Annotated in this window: 15 protein-coding genes and 1 pseudogene; 11 read left to right on the top strand and 5 right to left on the bottom strand. The window is 39.2% G+C overall.

Annotated features, from left to right (window positions below):
- Positions 1 to 55 precede the first annotated feature (55 nt).
- Positions 56 to 1,276 carry a Xaa-Pro peptidase family protein gene (locus QL995_RS15740; RefSeq protein WP_290294559.1) on the bottom strand — a complete coding sequence of 407 codons (1,221 nt, stop codon included), beginning with the start codon at positions 1,274 to 1,276 and terminating at the stop codon, positions 56 to 58.
- Positions 1,277 to 1,478: 202 nt separating this feature from the next.
- Between QL995_RS15740 and QL995_RS15745 the strand changes: the two genes are divergently transcribed.
- Both QL995_RS15745 and QL995_RS21730 read left to right on the top strand, forming a co-directional pair.
- Positions 1,479 to 1,874 (top strand): hypothetical protein, encoded by a 396-nt coding sequence (locus QL995_RS15745; protein ID WP_290193274.1) that lies wholly within the window; start codon positions 1,479 to 1,481, stop codon positions 1,872 to 1,874.
- A 94-nt stretch (positions 1,875 to 1,968) separates the two neighbouring features.
- A pseudogene (locus QL995_RS21730) lies at positions 1,969 to 2,079 on the top strand (hypothetical protein); the annotation flags it as partial.
- Positions 2,080 to 2,189: 110 nt separating this feature from the next.
- Here QL995_RS21730 and QL995_RS15750 read toward each other — a convergent pair.
- A complete protein-coding gene (locus tag QL995_RS15750; protein WP_290294560.1) occupies positions 2,190 to 3,092 on the bottom strand; it encodes an AraC family transcriptional regulator in 903 nt (300 codons plus the stop codon).
- 185 nt (positions 3,093 to 3,277) lie between these two features.
- Here QL995_RS15750 and QL995_RS15755 point away from each other — a divergent pair, with 185 nt between their 5' ends.
- The 9 genes from QL995_RS15755 to QL995_RS15795 all read left to right on the top strand — a co-directional run bounded on the left by QL995_RS15755 (position 3,278) and on the right by QL995_RS15795 (position 12,532).
- Positions 3,278 to 4,798, top strand: coding sequence for an aldehyde dehydrogenase family protein (locus tag QL995_RS15755; RefSeq protein ID WP_010553624.1), 1,521 nt, complete (start codon positions 3,278 to 3,280; stop codon positions 4,796 to 4,798).
- Between the two features lie 747 nt (positions 4,799 to 5,545).
- On the top strand, positions 5,546 to 5,893 hold the full coding sequence (locus QL995_RS15760; RefSeq protein WP_008165743.1) for a DUF2282 domain-containing protein: 348 nt from the start codon (positions 5,546 to 5,548) through the stop codon (positions 5,891 to 5,893).
- Complete coding sequence (locus QL995_RS15765; protein ID WP_290294561.1) at positions 5,883 to 6,809, top strand: DUF692 domain-containing protein; 927 nt, start codon at positions 5,883 to 5,885, stop codon at positions 6,807 to 6,809. The genes QL995_RS15760 and QL995_RS15765 overlap by 11 nt, the downstream gene beginning before the upstream one ends.
- The gene (locus QL995_RS15770; protein WP_290294562.1) at positions 6,806 to 7,633 is read left to right on the top strand and encodes a DNA-binding domain-containing protein; all 828 of its coding nucleotides are present in this window, start codon (positions 6,806 to 6,808) and stop codon (positions 7,631 to 7,633) included. The genes QL995_RS15765 and QL995_RS15770 overlap by 4 nt, the downstream gene beginning before the upstream one ends.
- A gap of 32 nt (positions 7,634 to 7,665) precedes the next feature.
- Positions 7,666 to 8,208 carry a DoxX family protein gene (locus QL995_RS15775; RefSeq protein ID WP_290294563.1) on the top strand — a complete coding sequence of 181 codons (543 nt, stop codon included), beginning with the start codon at positions 7,666 to 7,668 and terminating at the stop codon, positions 8,206 to 8,208.
- Positions 8,209 to 8,397: 189 nt separating this feature from the next.
- A complete protein-coding gene (locus QL995_RS15780; protein WP_290294564.1) occupies positions 8,398 to 9,636 on the top strand; it encodes a cation:proton antiporter in 1,239 nt (412 codons plus the stop codon).
- Positions 9,637 to 9,740: 104 nt separating this feature from the next.
- The gene (locus QL995_RS15785) at positions 9,741 to 10,112 is read left to right on the top strand and encodes a DUF3703 domain-containing protein (RefSeq protein WP_007584259.1); all 372 of its coding nucleotides are present in this window, start codon (positions 9,741 to 9,743) and stop codon (positions 10,110 to 10,112) included.
- A 173-nt stretch (positions 10,113 to 10,285) separates the two neighbouring features.
- On the top strand, positions 10,286 to 11,758 hold the full coding sequence (locus tag QL995_RS15790; RefSeq protein WP_290294565.1) for a S41 family peptidase: 1,473 nt from the start codon (positions 10,286 to 10,288) through the stop codon (positions 11,756 to 11,758).
- A gap of 54 nt (positions 11,759 to 11,812) precedes the next feature.
- Complete coding sequence (locus QL995_RS15795; RefSeq protein WP_007584248.1) at positions 11,813 to 12,532, top strand: hypothetical protein; 720 nt, start codon at positions 11,813 to 11,815, stop codon at positions 12,530 to 12,532.
- 91 nt (positions 12,533 to 12,623) lie between these two features.
- Here QL995_RS15795 and QL995_RS15800 read toward each other — a convergent pair whose 3' ends face one another.
- The 3 genes from QL995_RS15800 to QL995_RS15810 form a co-directional block, all read right to left on the bottom strand.
- Positions 12,624 to 15,557, bottom strand: a complete 2,934-nt coding sequence (locus QL995_RS15800; RefSeq protein WP_290294566.1) for a TonB-dependent receptor — start codon at positions 15,555 to 15,557, stop codon at positions 12,624 to 12,626.
- Between the two features lie 65 nt (positions 15,558 to 15,622).
- Positions 15,623 to 18,283, bottom strand: a complete 2,661-nt coding sequence (locus tag QL995_RS15805) for a glycoside hydrolase family 16 protein (RefSeq protein ID WP_290294567.1) — start codon at positions 18,281 to 18,283, stop codon at positions 15,623 to 15,625.
- Positions 18,284 to 18,605: 322 nt separating this feature from the next.
- Complete coding sequence (locus QL995_RS15810) at positions 18,606 to 20,630, bottom strand: winged helix-turn-helix domain-containing protein (RefSeq protein ID WP_290294568.1); 2,025 nt, start codon at positions 20,628 to 20,630, stop codon at positions 18,606 to 18,608.
- Positions 20,631 to 20,771 lie beyond the last annotated feature (141 nt).

Consider the following 20,771-nt stretch of genomic DNA (forward strand, 5'->3'; position numbering starts at 1 on the left):
GTAGTATTTAGTCGTTTAAGCTAAATAAACAAATGTTAGTTAATTTGAGCTTATATTACTTTTGTAAACCAAACGGGTCGTCAATACTGTGGCTAGGCTCGGTAAACCATTTTGCACCACTGTCGGTCATATAAAAATGATCTTCTAAGCGTACCCCAAATTCATCCGGTATAACCAGCATTGGCTCGTTACTAAAACACATGCCAGCGGCTAGTGGTGTTTTATTACCGCCTACCAAGTAAGGCCATTCGTGAATATCTAAACCAATGCCGTGGCCTGTACGGTGCGGGCAACCAGGTGTTTGGTAATCAGGGCCTAAACCTTGCTCGGCTAAGTAGCTGCGCGCAGCTGTATCTACGTCTTCACATGGCACGCCAATTTTTGCTGCATTGAAAGCTGCAATTTGTGCTGCTTTTTCATTATTCCAAAATTGACGTTGGCGATCTGTCGCTTCACCAAACACATAAGTGCGGGTAATATCAGATAAGTAATCATGTACTTTACAGCCAGTATCAATAAGTACCATGTCGCCTTTTTTAAGAATTTGCGGATCTTTTACCCCATGCGGGAATGACGTTGCAAGCCCAAATAACACGATACAAAAGTAGTTACCCGGCGCACCTACTTTTTGATGCGCTAGCTTTATAAATTCTTCTACTTCAGTGGTACTAATACCTTCGTGTAGCATGCTTGCCGTGGCTTGGTGAACCACTAAGGTCATATCCATAGCGCGTTGCATTAACGCCAGCTCATTGGCTGATTTATGCATTCTACAATGTGCTGTAACCGGCTGGGCATTCACTAAATTTAAGCCCGTTTGCGCTTTATTAATACCATCAAAAATAAAGAACTGCGCGCTTTCGTCAATACCAATAGTGCCATTAGCCGCAATACCCATTTCCGTTAATATATTAACAAATAACTGATATGGGTTTTGATGCTCTTGCCAACCACGGATTGGCCCGTCAATTACTTTAAAACCATTAAGTGAGCCAATTTCAAAATAAGGAGCTATGTATTGCACTTCACCTTTAGCTGGCAAAATTGCGCCAACTAAACGCTCACTTGCATACCAACGCATACCGGTAAAATAAGCGAGGTTAGTACCTGCATTTAAATAAATGGCATCAATGCCATTGTTTTGCATATACGTTTGCGCTTTGGCTATACGAGTTAAATACTCTGCCGGTTGAATAGGGGTTAAATCGCTGGTCATATTGCTTAAGCTAGCGAGTGCTTGTTTTTTGGTTTGGGTGCCAATACCAATTGTGGTCATAATGATCTCCTCTTTTATGCGGCTATTGTGCTTGTGCGGCAGGTTAACTGCAAGTTGCTTGCGGTTAAATTTTGTAATCTGAGCATGTATTTAATAAAGCCAATGCGCTATATTAATCTAGGTATGTACTACATAGTCTAGGCATTTTGTTTGCTGTGTATGTTGTTTAGTAAACTATAAAAATAAAAACAAAGGTGGTTGTATGGCTCTGTTGTGGTTGGGGGGGGTATTTATAATAATTGGCACTTTGCCATTTGTACGCTGGTTAAAATGTAAAGTAAGTAAACGCCACTGGCGGGTTTGTGTTGTAGAACAAATAACTGCCGTGGCAAATAATCAAATAACAGCACCCGAAATGTTGCATCAGCCAACTATGCTAGTGAGTTTTCGTTTTGATGGGCAGGTGCACAGTGTATTAGTGGAATATCGTGAAAAAATGTTTACCCGTTTTAAACAAGGTAAAACCTGCACACTGTTAGTTGACAAAAATAACCCGCAGCAGGTTTATAATAACGCAATACTTTGGCAAAGCTACGGATTAGTATGGTTATTAGCCGGTATTAGTTTATGTGCTTTTAGTTATTTTAGTTTGATTTAGCTTGATTTAAATCCCCTCGTTATCCCTTAATAGCGTTTAAGTGCAGCGCTTTTGAGGGAGCCTACCACTCTGTTTACTCTTCTTTTATCTAAGTAATTTTGATTGGAACAAGGCTGCCGGGCAAGAGTCTGGGTTAAGTGTTGCAGGCAAAGAGGGCGACGAAAGTGCCTTAGTTGCAGGCGCTCAGGTTGAAATTTGGTTTTAATACGCAGTATTAATGCGCCATAAAAAATACAATAAAATAAGTTTCGTAGGCGTATTTAGTGCCTACGAAACGTTAATTAACCTCGCTATAAAATTAATCTAAACCATCACTTAATGATTTTTTTTGGCAATGCTTGCTGGTGGTACGCCATAGGCTTGTTTAAATAATCGGCTAAAATGGCTAGGGCAATTAAAACCCAGCTCATAACACGCTTGGCTAACCGTGCGCCCCTGTAACAATTTACTATAGGCTTTTTTAAGCCTAAGTTGCTGCTGCCACAGTGCTGGGCTAGTACCAAACGCCAACTTAAACTGTTGATAAAACTTGCTGCGACTCATGCAGGCAATTTTACACAGCCTCTCTATATCCAATGCCTCATTTAGGTGCTCTTCTATGTATTGCAACGCATTATTTACCGGTGTTTTAAGCTGCGGATTATTGCCGTGTTTTAGCAATAAATCTCGACTTTGCTGCTGTAGCAAACGGGTAATAAGCTCGTTTAACGATAAGTCGATTAAATAACCTCGCTGCTCGTCGGGCTCACTAAATAAATGCACCATACGCGCTAAAAGTTGTTGGGTTTGGCTATTGTGCTGGCTATGTACCAGCTGTGGTGTATAGGCAAATAAGTCATCGCTGGCAAAGCGTTGCTCAATATTGAGTGCATTAGCCACCTGCGTTATTTTGTCTGTGCTTATTTCAATAGCAAGGCAGGTAGTAGGCGCGTTTAAAGATGCTTGTTCAAAGTCAATTAATACCCCTTGCTCTGGTGCTAATACAAAGGATTCGTGAGGTAAAAATGCCTTATGATATTGGCAGCTCTCTACATGCATTACCTTTTTACCACTAAGCATGGCGCAAAAAAGTAATTCTTTTGAATGCAAAGCTACTTTTTGCGCATTTTCATAAGTATCGTAAATACTTAGCTCGCTATTATCGGCAGCAAAGGTCACTTTATTTTCAATTAGCACCTTTAATTGCTGGCGTTGCTTATTTAATTGCGGAGTATGCATTTTAATCCCTTTTAAATCTGGACTCATAGACAACTTTTGTGGACAGCAATACATGCTTTTAAGTGTTTGATAGTCTAATGTCAATCAATGCTGATTAATTATAAAACAGCACTTGATTAAATATAAAGCAAAAAGACTTATTTAATAGCTCGACTTTTAGCTAATAACAACAAGAGAGTGTCACTATGATTTATGCAAATCCAGGCGAAAAAGATGCACTAATTACCTTTAAAGCGCAATACGAAAACTACATTGGTGGAGAATGGGTAAAGCCAGTAAACGGCCAGTACTTTGAAAATATTAGCCCTGTAAACGGCAAAGTGTTTTGCAAAGTAGCGCGCTCCGACAAAGACGACATTGAACTTGCGCTCGACAAAGCCCATGCAGTAAAAGCGCAGTGGGGCACTACATCGGTTACCGATCGTAGTAACGTATTACTAAAAATAGCCGACCGTATTGAACAAAATTTAGAGTTACTTGCGGTTGCCGAAACGTGGGACAACGGCAAAGCAATTCGCGAAACACTCGCGGCCGATATTCCACTAGCCGCCGATCACTTTCGTTATTTTGCAGGTTGCCTGCGCTCACAAGAGGGCGGTATTAGTGAAATTGATGAAACTACCGTTGCCTATCATTTTAATGAACCGTTAGGTGTAGTTGGGCAAATAATTCCGTGGAACTTCCCAATACTAATGGCAGCGTGGAAGCTAGCCCCAGCCTTAGCTGCGGGCAACTGTGTAATACTAAAACCGGCAGAGCAAACCCCTGCCTCTATTTTAGTGTTAATGGAAGTGATTGGCGACTTACTGCCAGCGGGCGTACTCAACGTAGTTAATGGCTTTGGTAAAGAAGCAGGTGAAGCCCTGGCTACCAACACCCGTATTGCTAAAATCGCCTTTACGGGGTCTACCCCAGTGGGTTCACATATTTTAAAATGCGCCGCCGAAAACATTATTCCATCAACGGTAGAGCTAGGTGGTAAGTCACCCAATATTTTCTTTAGCGATGTAATGGACAAAGACGACGCGTTTTTATCTAAAGCAATAGAGGGCGCAATACTGGCCTACTTTAACCAAGGTGAAGTGTGTACTTGCCCATCGCGACTATTTATTCAAGAAGATATTTACGAGCAATTTATTGAACGCATTTTACAGCGTACAGCACAAATTAAACGCGGTAACCCGCTAGATACCGAAACCATGGTAGGTGCGCAGGCGTCTAAAGCGCAATTCGATAAAATATTAAGCTACATCGAAATTGGTAAAAAAGAAGGCGCCGAAGTACTTACTGGTGGTAACGTAGAGCAGTTAAGCGATGAGCTTAACGGCGGATATTACATTCAGCCTACGCTATTAAAAGGCACCAACGACATGCGGGTATTCCAAGAAGAGATTTTTGGCCCGGTTATTTCAATGTCGACCTTTAAAGACGAAGCCGAAGCGTTGGCACTTGCCAATAGCTCTGAATTTGGTTTAGGCGCCGGTGTATGGAGCCGCAACATGAACCAAGCGTATCGTATGGGGCGTAAAATTGAGGCAGGCCGAGTATGGACTAACTGCTACCACATGTATCCGGCTCATGCCGCGTTTGGCGGCTATAAAAAATCAGGTATTGGTCGCGAAAACCACAAACTCGCACTGGGTCACTACCAACAAACTAAAAACCTATTAGTAAGCTACAGCGAGGATCCGCTCGGCTTCTTTTAAATAAAGAGCCTAAGCTTTAAATAAACAACCATTAAGTAATAATGCCAGCGCTACCTATTTGTAGCGCTTTTTTTATAGGCAATCAACCGTTGATAATGGCCATATAGTCCAACATTTTAGCGTTGCAGAAAATAACATTATAATGACGGTGTTTACGAGTCCTACTTAAAAAACGCTAATTTAGCGAGTATACAGTGGTGTAAATATAAGGAGCCATTAAATAATATTTTTATCCTTCCTCAGTTAAGTAAATTTCTATTTGTAGATCATTACCAAAACAAAGTGCCTCAATGCATCTAATCCACTAAATATGAACTTTTCCAAGCTTATTCATTATCAAAACAATTAGGTTAGCTTTTCTAATGTTTGTATTAACTGCTTAGTCCACTATATTTACTTCTTGTTTACAGTTGTATTTTCGTTGTAAGCAAATAATCTGAAAGTTTTTATAACAACGATAGGTCTATTAAATTGATAAAACGGCGATATTGCTTATCTCCATTGTGCTTGTTTATCAAAATATGAGTGTTTTTATACCAATTCGCTTAATTAAGTGATTTATTTTGAGGATGGAAAAACGTGTTGATAGCTAGGCAAAAAATTCGCTATTTAGTTGTTCTAAATGAGAATTTTTAACGCAGGTAGCGACACATTTAGCCCCGCAAAATGATTAAGTATTATTGCGGATTGGTATTATTAACAATCATTGATAAAACAAGAAAAAATATTTTAATCAGGAGCATACAAATGAAAAAAGTAAATTTAACTACGGCTTTATTAATTGGCGCATCAGCAGCAGTATTAAGTGCAGGCGCAGTAGCTGGTCCTAACAGCCAGTTAACAGTTGCAGAAGGTGCTTCAGCAAAAGTACAAGAGCAATTTAAAGGCTGGGTAGCTGGTGATAAAGTTCGCGGTCGTAAAGATAAATGTTTTGGTATTGCTTTAGCTGGTGAAAATGATTGTAAAGCAGGTGCAGGAACAAGTTGTGAAGGCACTTCAACTACAGACTTCCAAGCTAACGCATGGACATATGCACCTAAAGGCGTATGTGAATCAGTTGTAACTCCTAATGGTAAAGGCTCGCTTGAAGGTTAATAAAGCAAGTTTTCCCCAGTACATTGTTGCTGGGGAGCAATTAGGTGCAGGCCTTAGTTTAAAGCCAGAACATCTTGACGACATTTTAGCTTTACCAGTAGAACAGCCAATTACAAATAATAATCTTTGGTTTGAAGTGCATACAGAAAATTATTTTGTAGCAGGTGGACCTCGGTTAAATTATTTGAGAGCGGTACGTGAAAATTTTGATATTAGTTTTCATGGTGTTGGTGGTTCGTTAGGCTCTGATCATAAAGCCATGCTTGCTCATACTAAACGAGTTAAAGCGTTGATTGATGAGTTTCAACCAGCACTGGTATCTGAGCATGCAGTTTGGTCTAAGTCTGAGGGTAAATATTTTGCAGACTTAATGCCTTTACCTCGCACACAAGACGCTCTTGCATCTTTAATTAATGGGATTGATTGTTACCAGACGGGCATAGGTCGGTCAATCTTAGTAGAAAACCCAAGTAACTATTTAGATTTTATAAGTGATATGGATGAACCTCAATTTTTAGTTGAGGCGGCTAAGCGCTCTGGTTGTGGCTTACTGATCGATATTAATAACTTATATATCAGTAGTAAAAACACGGGTATTGATGCGCTTGATTATTTAAAGCAGATCCCCGCTGAGCTTGTTGGAGAAATTCATATTGCAGGGCACGATCCGGATCCCGCTCTTGGTCAGTCACTATTGATAGACAGCCATGCAGCACCGGTGGCAACTCCTGTATGGGATTTGCTAGAACAAGCAATTGAGATATTTGGTCAGCGACCAGTACTTGTTGAGCGAGATGCTAATATTCCATCGTTTGAAGAGCTTATGAGCGAGCGAGAAACTGCGCAAAACTATTTGAATCAAAGCGAGTCACAAAGTCGCTTAAATATATCTCATAAAGAAGTGGTTCGCCAATGAGTACCAATCAATATATTGATGCTTTTACTCGCTATTTGCGAACGGGCGATCCAGGTGCAATGGAGCATTTTTGCGAAAATCCATCGCACATTAAAAGATTAGCTGTGTATAGAAACGGGTTTTATAAAGGCTGCGTTGATGCATTAATAGCTAACTTTCCTATGTGTGAAAAAAAAGTAGGTAGTGAGAACTTTCGTAAAATGGCACGACTTTATGTTGACCGTTTTCCACCAGAGCAGGGCACTTTGGTGGGATATGGATTAAGCTTTCCAGACTTTGTTGCAGATTTGATTAAAGATGGTGAAATTGAAAATAAACATATTTTTGAAGTCACTGTGAATCAGCAAAGCGCATCAAATTTATATATGAACTTAGTTGATATTGCGCATTTAGATTACGCGTGGCTAATGAGTTTGATGAGCGCTGATTCAACTGAAAATTTAACTATAGAATATGTTACTCAACTAATGGAACAAGGTACTGAGCTTACTGAACTCAATGTAAAGCTTAACCCCAGCGTACTGTTACTTAGTGTGAGTGAAGGCGCATTTTTTGAATGGATTTCGCTAAAAACAAATAATAATGATGTCGTTGTAACTAAATCCTCTACTGAGGATTTTATAATGTTATGGCGTTTGCAAGGTGCGGTGCAAGCCCGCTCTCTTTCTATCGCAGAAGTTGCACTTATGCAGGCTCTACAGGGTACAAGTAGGTCTTTAGGTGAAGCTTTTGATGCAGCAATAACGGTAGATGAAAACTTTGAAGTGAGCGATGCTTTTACAGCATGCTTGCAAAATGAGTTATTAGAAATCCAAATCAATTAGTACACATTACAAGAGTAGGAATAAATATGGGCATGATAAAAAAAATACAACAACTGTACGTACAGATGGGAGAGCAGTTATCGCGGTTCTTAGAACCTATAGCACTGTTTTTTCTTCGCTTTATGGTCGCTAAAGTATTCCTAGACTCTGGTTTGAGTAAATGGGATGGCTTTTTACAATTTAATGTTGATAAATACGACTTATTTAAATACGAATTTTTTTGTCCTGATCCAGTTAGAGAAGGTGCTTTGCAGCTTTGTGATCCAAAAACATTAGATTATGTTGATGGCTCATTTCTTGTAAAAGTAATTGAAACACTTGCTGTGGTTGCTGGTGTTGTTGAAGTGTTACTCCCAATATTACTGATTATCGGTTTGTTTTCTCGCTTTGCAGCGTTAGGCCTTATTGGTATGACAATGTTTATTCAGCTTGCAGTTTTTCCTACACTCGATCATTGGATTAATCCGGCATCGTGGTGGGCTGTTTCATTATTAGTGATTTTTGCTCGTGGACCTGGCTTTTTATCTATTGATAAGTTACTTGGTTTAGACGCAAAACGTGCAGCAGCTAAATAAGCTTTTGCATATTAAAGTTAAACGTAACCGGCAGGCTAATGTTATTTAGGTGCCGGTTATTATTTTAGATTAAAGTTAAAAATAAACTTATAAAAATTAACTCAATAAATTGTGCTGATTTAATATAGCTAACCCCAACCCTGATATTTTCTAATAAAAATACCAAGCCATGCCTAATAGGAACTCCCAATGGAAATAGGATTACTCATTCTTCTTTTCTCAGTTAGTGCTTACTCTATGCTAGCAAAAAAACTCTCTACCACTATTATCACGGCGCCAATGGTATTTTTAGGTATTGGTTTTGCCGTATCTCAGGCTGGACTTATTAATATAGGCGATGCACATGAAACCGTGTATTTAATAGCAGAAATATCGCTTGTTGTATTATTGTTTTTAGATGCTTCACAAATAAACCTACGCAGATTAAAAAGGCAAAATACATGGCCTTTAAGAATGCTATTGATAGGCTTGCCGTTGAGTATTTTGATTGGTACAGGCTTTGCTTATTTGTTTTTTCCACAGTGGCCTTGGGCAATGCTAGCCTTAGTTGCGGCAATTTTAGCACCGACTGATGCAGCTTTAGGTCAAGCTGTTGTTAGCAATGAAAGTGTCCCTTTAAACGAGCGACAAAGTTTATCCGTTGAGAGTGGTTTAAATGACGGACTAGCATTACCTGTTATTTTATTTTTTGCCAGTATAGTTGCTATGGAAACCGGCTCTCAAGAAAATGAAATGTCATGGTTAGTGTTTGGATTTAGCCAAATATTTATAGGTATTTTGGTTGGCGCATTTATGGGGTTCTCGAGCGGACGTTTATTTTTATACTCTGAGTCAAAAAAAATATCATCGACTATATATGAAGGCATTGGTGTTTTAGCACTTACCGGCACATCATACCTAATGGCAAGTTTACTGGGCGGAAATGGATTTATATCAGCGTTTGTTGCAGGTTTAGCCTTTGGTAATATTGTAAAAGGCCATTGTCGATTTATATACCAATTTACTGAGAGTGAAGGGCAAATATTAATATGGACTTCGTTTGTTATTATTGGACTTGGCTTACTTCCTTCAGCTGTTGAGCATTTAACCCTCCCTGTTGTTGGTTATATTTTAGTGAGTATATTTATTGTACGGCCTCTTGCTATTTACCTATCGTTAATTGGCACTAAAGCTAAAGTATTAACAAAAGTGTTTATGGGGTTCTTTGGACCACGAGGTCTTGCCACAGCGCTTTTTGCACTTATTATTTCTAAAGATATTTTAGGCCAGTACGGTCACTCAGTTTTAATTATTGCGATTAACGCTGTATGGATGAGTACTTTAATACACGGTATTGCAGCAGCACCTATGGCTAATTGGTACGGCGCTAAAATTAAAGTGCTAAAGGTTAAATCAAGAGAGCTCGCAAAACTAAAAAAACAAAAGTAGCAATTGAACCAAAATAGCAACTCGGTTATTGTTTGGCCATTAATAAACATAGGCTATAAACGAGTTGCTTTAAATACTCGTTATACGCTTACAGGGATAGAAGTATGTTTAGTCAATTCACTAAAAATATAAAATTATATGTAAATGCCGAATTAGATTTAGCTCATTTAGCTAATAAAAATGGCAAGTTTATAGAGGCATTTGAGCATTTAGAAAATGCTCATGTACTTGGTCAAGAATCTACTTATTTTCATGTTAAAGTGCATATATTGATGTTTTGCTGGGCGTTTAAGCAAAACGATTTACGTGAGCTTTTAGGACAGACATTTCGTATTGCTGGAGCAGCTACCAAAACTGCGTTTGGATTAATTCCCAGCGGTAACACTGGCGGGGCAAACGTCAGCCCCTTCAAAGTCATGCCTATTTCTGCTGAGTATTCAGATTATATTGCACGCGCTAAATCAGATGTACAATAAAGCATTATTGATTAGTACTTCATTTTTGGCGAAAAATAGCTTCCCCGACTAATTTTTAAAAATGCTTCAGTTAGCTAACTAGCTCTTAATTATAAATAAAAGTAAACTTTGCATTATTGTCAGCTTATATTTAACTTAGCATGTTTAAAAAGCTAATAATTAAATGGATTTTTATGACTATAAAAACAAAAATAATCAACTATGTATTACTCCCAACTTTACTACTATCACCACTTGTAAATGCTGGACATGAGCAAGCTGTACCCACAACGCCAGAGCAGTGGCGCAGTGTTACAAATAGCGATATAGAAGCTGCTTACAGTATATCTGCACAAAATCACCCTGGTATGTTTGATGTTAATAACCCAACTTTCCCTGATTTATTAAAACAAGCAAAAGCAGAGGCGCTTACATTGTCGGCTCAAGCGAGCGGACCGCAAGTTCATGTTGCGGCAATTGCACGCCTTAGCACTGTGTTGCAAGATGGTCATGCTGGTGCGTTTTCAAGCGTAAATAGACCCGCGCGCCGCTGGCCAGGCTTTAGTGCTGTTTGGCGAGGTGATGCGCTAAAAGTGTATTACAGCGAAGCCAGCAATATTAGCAAAGGCGACGTTGTAAGCCAATGTGATGGGCAAAGCACTGATACCTTAATGCGTGAGAGAATATTTAAGTTTCATGGTGAAGTGGCACAACCTGGGCACTGGTGGCAGCAAGGTTGGCGGTTACTAATTGACGAGGGTAATCCATTTTTAACTCCCCTAAAAGAATGCGAATTTGTTAAAGCCAATGGTGATACCTATACACAAGCACTAAATTGGTCAGTAAAGCCTAAGTCAGCAAGTAAGCATTTAGAAAATGCTTATAACGGTGATGAACTCCCCATTGATTTAACGTGGCCTGAAAAAAACATTGGTTGGATTGCTATGCCTAGCTTTTCATCAACCGATAAACAAACTGCTGCCTACAATAAAGTGTTTGAAAAAATACAACAGCAACGTAGCAAGTTACTTACTGCAAAAGCCGTGGTATTAGATTTGCGCCATAACCAAGGTGGTTCATCTTATTGGAGCTCACAAATAGCAAAAGGATTATGGGGCCAAAAAGTAGTAGAGCAAAAAGCAAATAATACTTCTCAAAACACGCAAGTATGGTGGAGAGCATCAAAAGATAATACTGGCTATGTAGAGTCTTTATTTAGCGTTGTAAAAGATCAACCCGAAGTACTGAAAACTCTTAAAACCGTCGCTGCTGGCATGGCTCTATCACTTGAAAATGATGCCCCGTTTTATGTAGAAGAAAAGACTAATACGCTAAATAACATACCACATACACCTTTAGTGAGTGACTTTAAAACCAAGGTGTTTGTTATTGTTCCGCCGCAATGTGCTAGTGCTTGTTTAGATGCACTTGATAAGTTTAAGCTTTTTGAAAATACAACGTTATTTGGTGCACCAAGTAGTGCTGATTCTATGTATATGGAGGTACGTTTAGCTGATTTACCTTCAGGCTTAGGCAAAGTTATTGTACCTAACAAAGTATACGTAAACAGAGCGCGAGGGGCAGGGGCTTACTACAAGCCAGATATTGCGTATAACGGCATTGATTGGACAACCAATCGGCTGCTTGAGCAGATTAAAAAATACTAGGATTTGTAAATAATTACCTACTTTAGAATTAAGTAGCTTAGAAGTTGGAATAACATGAAATCAGATAAATTTTTTAAATGGGTATGGAATCTTAATGGGCTAGTTTTATTTAGTGGACTTATAATTGCTATATTGTTTGTTTTTTATCAACTTGCTTCTGTCATTTTTAAAGATCAAATTCTCGTAAAACAAACAACATTAAATTTAGCTCAAGACGATAACAAAGAAGAAAACTGGCGCTTAGGTTATCCACATAAAATAAGTGGTACTGATTTTTATTTTATTGCACTTGAGTCCGAAAAACTGTTTGTAGAAAAAAGTGAAGTACTGGGGATATATAATGAGTTTGGCGGAAGTAGCTATAAACCAACTAGATCAAAAAACGTTCTCTTCACTAATAGCATTACGAATAACTCTGTTTGGTTATTTAAATCTATAGATCAGTTGATTATAGATATAATGCCACTTGTAGATGATGAGTTTAATGAAAGGTCAGCCACCCGCGCTATCTCTTATGAAGTAATAAATAGTGATACAAATTTAGATAATAAATTGGATAACACCGACAATCGGACTTTTGCTTTAAGTAAAGTTGATGGCTCTAATTACACTGAAATTATTACAGATTATAATCGTATAGTTGAATCAGGTTTAAATTCTGACGGGGAGCTTTTTGTTATTTTTATTAATAATAATGTGGTTTATTCAATGCTTGTGGATTTAATTACATTTGAAATATTAAGTAAGAAGCCTTTACCAAAGGTCGGAGGTTAACAGCTCATTACTGGTAAATAACTAAGAGTTAAGGCAATAAAAAACCGCTCAGTGAGCGGTTTTTTTGCATTTTTTACTAAAGAAAATTTAGTTAGAACGTGTAACGAGCACCAATTGAATAACGAGGACCGTATTGATTAGCAAATAAGAACTGCTCTTCGTAACGACCGTAACCTTCTTCGGTTGCATTGTTTAAGTTTATGCCATCAAAAAATACCGTTACGTTTTCGTTTACATCGTAGTTAACGCTCATATCCCATTGGCCATACGCTTTAGCATATTGCGGAGGCGCATCAGCTGAACCTTGCGCTTGGCCTACACCAATTAGGTATGAGTCGCGCCATGCATAAGTAATTTTAACTGATAGGCCGTCTTTTTCGTAAAAGCCTTGGAAGTTAGCTGAGTCACTTAAGCCTGTAAGCGGTGCTTGTTGATCAAGGCTTTCGCTATCAAATTCAACGTCGCCATCTACAAACGTCGCGTTAACACCTACACCAAAACCGGTTTCACCAATTAGATGTTGAACTGCAACTTCAAAACCATCTACAGATTTACTGTCGGTGTTTTGTGGCTGGCTAATATTCCATGTAATTAGCGGATCGTCGCTGTTTGGCTCAATAACGCCATTTGCATTGCCGTAACCGCTGGCAATCATTTGTGCAAAAATAGCGTCGGTTGTTGCTTGCTCGCCACGTGATTCAATATCGCTTACGGCTTGTAAGTAACGAGGGCCGTTTAAAATATCGTACAAGCCATCAATAGTGGTTTGCGTAATGGTGGTTTGAATAAAGTTATCAACATCTTTTTTAAAGTAACCAACAGACGCGTAACTGCCTTCTGCGTAGTAATACTCAAGTGATAAATCAAGGTTTGTTGATTCAAACGGTAATAAGTTTGTATTACCTTGGCCACCTGTACGAGAACCTGGTTTTGGGCTGCCTGTTAAACTACGACCACCGGCTAGATTACCTAGTGGTGCACGCGACATTGTTTTACCCCAAGATACGCGGGCTACTACGTCTTCAGTTAAATCAACACTTACGTCGATTGAAGGCAGTAAAACATCGTAATCACCTTGTTGCTCTAAGAAGTTATCATCGCCGCCAGCAGCGTATTGCATGATCCACTCTGAAGCGCTGATCCAATTAACTTGATCTTCAACGCGTTGGCGCACAGTACTTGTTACGTCTGTTTGCTCATAGCGTAGGCCTGCATTTACTTTTACGTAGTAGTTACTTACGTCAAATTCCCAGCTTGATTGAACATAAAAGCTATTAGTGATTTCTTCTACGTAGCTCTCGCTATCTATTCCGTCTGCGTATGCATTAGCTGTATATGCATCGCCACCCGTTACATCAGCCGTTAAATACGCAATTTGGCGCGCAACAGCTTCGTCAAAATCGTAGGTATAGTAGTAACCAGGTTGTAAGTTGCTGCCGCCGCCTTCAAATTGATCTAATAGCCCTGATGTGTCGTTGCGGGTAAACATACTATCTGGGAATATTTCTGTATACGATGGGTTAAAGCCTGGCCCACCTACTAAACCACTCCACGCGGTGTAACCACCAGTGTTTTGTTCTGTACGTGATGCGCCAAATTTAACTTTAACTAAACCAATGTCATAGCTTTCGTTATACCATGTCGTATGCAGCTGTAATTGTTCAATGTTTGATTCACCTGGTGAATGAATAAACTGACTAAAGTTTGAATCAATTTCGCCAGGCGTTAATTCACTTGTGCCATTTAACCAATTAACTTGTGCACTGGGTACTTCGCCCGTGCGGTAATCATAAATTTTATTAGCTAGCTGATCAGAACCTAAAATTACTTGGCCGGCACTTCCCAGCCCGTTGTCGGCGCCGTTATCAGTTTCGTTTTTAGAGTCGTGGTAATCAAGCTCTACGTGCCACGTGTCGTTAATTTCCCAATCTAGATTTAAACCTAGAGAGCGCGCTTTTACTTCTGTAGTACCTTTATTAGCTGTGAATGATGCATCGTTACCGCTAATATCAGCATAAACAGCTGTACCATTTTCATCTAGTTCGTAGCCATTAATATTGCTACCAAAGTCGTTCCAAATACCCCAACCAATACTTTGAGAACCTGTTACAGCTTTACTTGCGGTGTAATCAAGTGTTGCTACAAAGCCATCTACCGGTGCAAACTGAAAAGTAACTTGTCCGTTCGTACGTTCACGTTCTACATCTTCAATAGAGTAGTTCATGTCTTTAGGGAAGTAGTAGTTACCTGATGTATCTGTACGGTTATCAACAACGTTGCTGCTATCTAAATCAGGTAGGTCTACGTTTGCTTGCCAGCCTTGAATATTGGCACTTTGTTTTTGAAAGTCACGCTCTTGGTGCGAAAACGAAAAACCAAAACCAAAAGTGTCATCTACAAAAGTATTGCTGTAAACAGTAGAAAACTCTGGTGTTACGTCATCGCCAGCTTCGTTTGACGAGTCGTGGTTTGCTTTAACGGTTGCCGAAAAGTTCTGACCCGGCTTTTGAAAAGGGCGCGCAGTAGAAATATTAACTGTTGCACCTAAGCCACCGCTTGGCACGTCTGCACGTGCTGTTTTAAATACTTCAAGGGCACTTACACCTTCAGAGGCGATGTTTTCAAGGTTATACGAACGTGTATAACCTGTGCCCGGCATTTGGCGACCATTTAAGGTAATTAAGTTAAACTCAGGGCCAAAACCACGTACTGTAATTTGGCTACCTTCACCGTTTGCACGGCTCACCGATACGCCGGTAATACGCTGTAATGATTCTGCTAAGTTGGTATCTGGGAATTTACCCATTTCTTCAGACGAGATAGCATCTACAATACCTGAAGAGTCGCGTTTCATATCCATAGAACGAATAAGTGAACCACGAATACCTTTTACTTCAATAACTTCTACATCAGATGAAACGCTTGTTTCTGCTTCTGCCGCAATAGCTGTGTTTAATGTGCTCGCAGCAATGATGAGAGACACAGAAGCCGCAAGTTGGCTCTTTTTAAAATTGAATGTGTTCATAATAGCTCTGCTTTATAAAATGTTGTTGTGTAGCAATAGGCGCTAAGCGCCTATTGGTGTGTGTTTTATGGATTTGCAATAATCACGTTGTCTATACGGTAAAGCGCGCCATCGCCCATGTCCCAGCTAGGAAAAACCATAATTACGTTTAATGCGCTAATGTCTAAGCCGGCATCAAATAATTGCTGAAGAGGGAAGGTGTATGTTTGCCATTCGCCCGTTACAGGTACTTGGCCTTCAACACTGCTAGATAAAGCAAGCTCTACGGCACTCGATGTACCAATTGATTCAATTTTAAATAGCCATTGTGCGTCAATATCTGAAGGGGCTGATACAACTTTCATATCAAATTGAACTACACCATTTTCAAGTATTGCAGATGCATCGAACGATACGTCTTCATCAGCAATAAAGCCCATTACTGTAGCAGTAGAACCAATGCTAAATTGCGCTACTGCGCCATGCGCGTCATCATCGGTTTCTGTTGTTGGTGTAGAGCCACCACAACAATCCCAAATACTCCACTGATCGGCAGCTGCATCTTTAAATACAGTAAGCTCACCCGTTGCAGCTGGCGCTGCATTTGGATTATAAATCTTAACGTTATCTACACGGTAAACAGAGCCTTCACCTGCACCCCACGCTGGGAAAATCATTAGTACATCTATAGTACTTACATCTAAGCCAGCAGCTGCAAGATCAGACAGCTTAAACGTATATGTTTGCCACTCGCCAGTAACTGGCGCTACGCCTTCAACACTTGCCGTTAATTCAAGCTCTACTGCAGAGTCACCTTCGTTTGACTCAACTTTAAACAACCACGGTGTAGTTGGGTCACTCGGTGCAGACGTTACTTTTAAATCAAATTGAATAACGCCTTCATCTAAAATGCTACTAGCATCAAACGATTCACCTGCGCCACCTGACGATGTGCGGCTATTAAAGCCCATTACAGTAGGCTCTGCACCAATGCTAAATTCTGCGGTTAAACCATGCTCTTCATCATCCATAGCTTCAACAGGGGTTGAGCCACCACAACAATCCCACATTGGCCATGCTAGATTTTGCTCATCAGTAAAAATAGTAAGCTCAGGTGATACGCCTAAGTTATCTTGAGTAATCTCAACATCGTCAATTAAATAAACAGCGCCTTCACCTGCGCCCCATGCTGGAAACACCATGATCACATCAATTGCACTAATATCTAAATTTGCAGCATCTAGATCTTTTAATAAAAATGTATAAGTTTGCCATTGGCCAACAACAGGACTTACGCCTTCAATGCTATCTGTAATCGGCATTTCTAATGCGCTAGAACCTTCATTACTTTCAAGTTTTACAAGCCAAGCTGCATCAGCAGTGCCTGGTGCATTTGTTACTTTCATTTTAAAACGAACGTAACCTTCATCCAGCATTGGAGAAGCATCAAACGGGCTGGCTTTTCCTGCTTCGTCAGTAATAAAAATCTCACGGCTAATAAAGCCCATTACAGTGGGTTCTGCACCTACTACAAATTCAACTACATCACCTTGGGTTTCATCTGCAACAATAGCGGGAGTAGATCCTCCACAACAATCCCATGCAGGCCAATTTGGATTAAATGACTCACCAAAAATAGTCAGTGGTGTTGCAATGCCTGTCGAAGGTGGGCTAGGAATTGGTGCATCGCCTTCAAGCAATGCATCGTCTAGGCTATTGTAACCCGGGCGAATAGTTTCACAGCCTTTACCTGTTTCAGGGTTTGATGCACATTGATAAACACGTACGTAATCAATAGCAAAGGTTTGGCCGTTTTCAAATGCGCTAGCATCTATACCTAGATCATTAACGTTTTCAGGCCAGTCGCCGCCTACTGCTAGGTTTAGCAATAAGTGAAAGTCTTTATCAAATGGTGCGCTATCCCAGTGAGTTTCAAGCTCGCCAGAACCTTGCTCAAAATATTCTGCAAACCAGCCACGGTGTTTTAGACCTACAGCCTCGTCACTTGCATTAGTACGAACTTCTGATTGACGCTGAGTTGCATAAAGGTAACCGTCTACGTACCAGCGAATTTCACCTTCTTGCCATTCAACAGCATACGTGTGGAAATCATCTGCCGGGTTAGTATTTTCAGGGAATTTAAATTCTTTGCCCGTAGAGCTGTTATCTGGCCACGCGCGTCCGTAATGAAGTGTGCCGTGGATGCTTGACTCTATTCCACCGTCTTCATCCGGTGTTTTAAGATTTACTGATTCTAAAACATCTATTTCGCCAGAACGAGGCCAAGTGCCATAAACTTCATCTGTTGGCAGCATCCAAAATGCTGGCCAGCTACCTTGTCCTGATGGAAGTTTGGCGCGCACTTCAAAGCGACCATACGTAAAGTCAGCGTTGTAACGCGTATTTAAGCGTGCTGAAGTATAAGGTTTTTCTGCACCTTCTTCAGCGGGTAGGGCAACAATGTTTAACACACCGTCTGCAATAAATGCATTTTGCTCGCTGTCGGTGTAACACTGTTTCTCGTTGTTACCACCGCCATTGCAGTTTAATTCATAGTTCCATTTGTTTGTATCAATGGCTGAGCCTTCAAACTCGTCGCTCCAAACCATTTGCCAATCTGATACTGGTTCAGAGGCATCTACATTTTCAAAATTTGATTTAGTGGCAGAGTCGCCACCACAGCCAGCTAACGTAACTAAAGAGATAGCGGCAAGTAAACGTGTAATGTGCGTTGTTTCAATGTTCATAACTGAACCCCGGTTTCAACAGATTATTGTCAGATTAATTGTTTTACGATCTATGTATTTTTGTGTTGTAAGCGCTTACATTTGTAAATGTGTTTTGTAAGCGCTTACAAATGATATTGTGGAGTACGCAAATGGTCAACATATTTGTTTATTTTATTTACAATTAGTTTACGGTAAGACCAGTTGCAGGACTGAAAAATACATAAATACGAGGAGCGTAAGCAGTTTACTTATTTACATATGTATTGCTAAACAGCTTATAGTAAAGCATTTTTATTATTTTATATTTGAAAAACACACAACCTATATTTAAAAACGATAATTAAAAGGTATATTGATAAATATCACCTTGAATAGTTTTTAGGCGTACCCAGAATATATGTTGCTGATCAGGTGCCACTGTATACTGGTGAACAAAACCATCAGGTTTTGGCATGATCAAATTCTCTTTTTGAGTATTGATATTAAAAGTCCAAACTCCCGTTGCTTCTCGATAAAAGTATAATTGGTGGTCAATAAGTTGCCAGTTTAGCCAGTTGATTCGATTGAAGTTTTTAATAACAAGTTCTTCACTTGTTGTTGTTAAATTTTTACGCCATAAACCATCTACATTAAATTTAGAGTAATAGAGGTATTGATCTACGATTCTGCCGCTATAACCCCCATTTAAAGTTAATTGACTGTGTGTATCGGTACTTTGTTGATACAACCACAGTTGCCATTGTCCAGAAGCGTTTGTGCTATAAATAATGTTATTTTGTGCGTCGTAATTAGCAACATAGCTATTGTGATTTTTAGTAAACACTTTTTGATAGGCATTTTTATTTAAATCTAGTTCAAAAACATCGCCGTGCTTAGTAAATAAAATACGGCTGCCATCATCAGATAGTTCGTAGCGTACAAACTGTAGATCAAAGGGTAAATCGATATCAATTAATTGGGCCTCGTCGTTTTTAACTCTCCAAAAGTGATGGCTTTTGTAACGCGTAGACAAAAAAGTTTGAGTGTTTGCCCGCATACGAGGAAGCAGCTCTGTGCGCGCACTTTGCTGCCACACATGTTGACTACTGTTAATAGTGTTATATTTTACAATTTCGCTTACGACATTAAGGCTACTTACTAATAGCGAGGCATTCAATTTAGCTGGGATAATAGCTAAAGAGTTAATTGTAAAATCTAATTTTTTTATCGAATAATATTCACCACTTGCGGCTTCTAAAGAGAAAATAGTGTTGTTGTTTGCGATAACTAAAGTATTGTTTTTAGAATGCCATACAAGACTTTTTACACGCAGATTAACTACGTATTCGTTTAATTTTTCTTCTTCATTTTTAATAATTATTTTTGAGTCGTTTTCGCTTATATAACGAACAATAGCAAGTTGATTACTATGGTTATTGTAGGAGAAATCAAAATCGCCCTTAGTATTATTTTTACTACTTGGATTTGTAATTTGTCTTAATCTACTCGTGTTTATATTATAGCTATATACTTGATATGGATGAGATTTACTAAAACGTTTATTGAAGTAAAATGTATTGTTTTCTCCCCAAGCTAGTGAGGTTGGGAACTCATCACATGAAAATAAAAACTGCTTTTTCTTAGTGTGTACATGATAAGTCGAAATTAAACATTGTTCATCAATGTGTGTTGCATAAACGATATATTCTCCATCAGCACTTATCGTCGCCAACGAATTTGTTAGTACACTGTTTTGAGTATGTGTTTTTGTATCATATAAATAAACCGATTGACGGTCATTCTCATCAAGGTGATGGAACAAAATGAGTCCCCCAGATTGGGTGGCCGAGAGCTTATATTCTCTACCTTGCAAACCAATCAATGGCGCACTAACAAGTGATAATTTATTTGGCGTGATTAAGTTTTCAACTTTGAAGAGTGTGCTAAAAAGGGTAATTAATAGCAGAGTTATAATAATTGCAATAATTGATGCTTTTTTGATATTGCGCATAGGTTTCTTGAATGATGGGCTTTTAAAAGCAACCTTTTGCTCAACAGGCATTTCATCGTGAGAAATATCTGTGTTCGTTACAGTAGCAACTAACCGATACCCTTGAGTTGGGACAGTTTCAATAATATTTTCATTAGTTAACGCTGAAAAATGGTTTCTCAATAAAGACACGGTTCGATTGATCGCCCCCTCACCTACAACCCGATTATTCCAGACTTCAACGATGAGTTGGTCTCGAGTGACAATTTTCCCATTAGCTGCTAGTAAAGTAATTAATAAACTGAATACTTTTGGTTCAAGTTTTCTAGTTTGACTGTCATTTTTTAATGTTCGCTGCTCTTCGTCAAAAATAACACCAGAAATATGGACAGCCATAGGGTTCTCTATCATATTGAAATTACATTGCTTTTTTAAACATAACATAAATATAACAAAAACATAAGCGTCAACTATGGCAACAACAAATAAGTATATGATTTGCTACCAACTCATATTTAATGAGAGTAGAGAAGATGC

The sequence above is a fragment of the Pseudoalteromonas sp. APC 3358 genome, assembly GCF_030408075.1.
GTDB lineage: Bacteria > Pseudomonadota > Gammaproteobacteria > Enterobacterales > Alteromonadaceae > Pseudoalteromonas > Pseudoalteromonas arctica.

Coding starts and splice junctions, on each gene's coding strand:
- QL995_RS15760 (WP_008165743.1), top strand. CDS start 5,546: ATGAAAAAAGTAAATTTAACTACGGCTTTATTAATTGGCGCATCAGCA.
- QL995_RS15795 (WP_007584248.1), top strand. CDS start 11,813: ATGAAATCAGATAAATTTTTTAAATGGGTATGGAATCTTAATGGGCTA.
- QL995_RS15780 (WP_290294564.1), top strand. CDS start 8,398: ATGGAAATAGGATTACTCATTCTTCTTTTCTCAGTTAGTGCTTACTCT.
- QL995_RS15770 (WP_290294562.1), top strand. CDS start 6,806: ATGAGTACCAATCAATATATTGATGCTTTTACTCGCTATTTGCGAACG.
- QL995_RS15805 (WP_290294567.1), bottom strand. CDS start 18,283: ATGAACATTGAAACAACGCACATTACACGTTTACTTGCCGCTATCTCT.
- QL995_RS15740 (WP_290294559.1), bottom strand. CDS start 1,276: ATGACCACAATTGGTATTGGCACCCAAACCAAAAAACAAGCACTCGCT.
- QL995_RS15800 (WP_290294566.1), bottom strand. CDS start 15,557: ATGAACACATTCAATTTTAAAAAGAGCCAACTTGCGGCTTCTGTGTCT.
- QL995_RS15745 (WP_290193274.1), top strand. CDS start 1,479: ATGGCTCTGTTGTGGTTGGGGGGGGTATTTATAATAATTGGCACTTTG.
- QL995_RS15790 (WP_290294565.1), top strand. CDS start 10,286: ATGACTATAAAAACAAAAATAATCAACTATGTATTACTCCCAACTTTA.
- QL995_RS15775 (WP_290294563.1), top strand. CDS start 7,666: ATGATAAAAAAAATACAACAACTGTACGTACAGATGGGAGAGCAGTTA.
- QL995_RS15750 (WP_290294560.1), bottom strand. CDS start 3,092: ATGCATACTCCGCAATTAAATAAGCAACGCCAGCAATTAAAGGTGCTA.
- QL995_RS15755 (WP_010553624.1), top strand. CDS start 3,278: ATGATTTATGCAAATCCAGGCGAAAAAGATGCACTAATTACCTTTAAA.
- QL995_RS15785 (WP_007584259.1), top strand. CDS start 9,741: ATGTTTAGTCAATTCACTAAAAATATAAAATTATATGTAAATGCCGAA.
- QL995_RS15810 (WP_290294568.1), bottom strand. CDS start 20,630: ATGGCTGTCCATATTTCTGGTGTTATTTTTGACGAAGAGCAGCGAACA.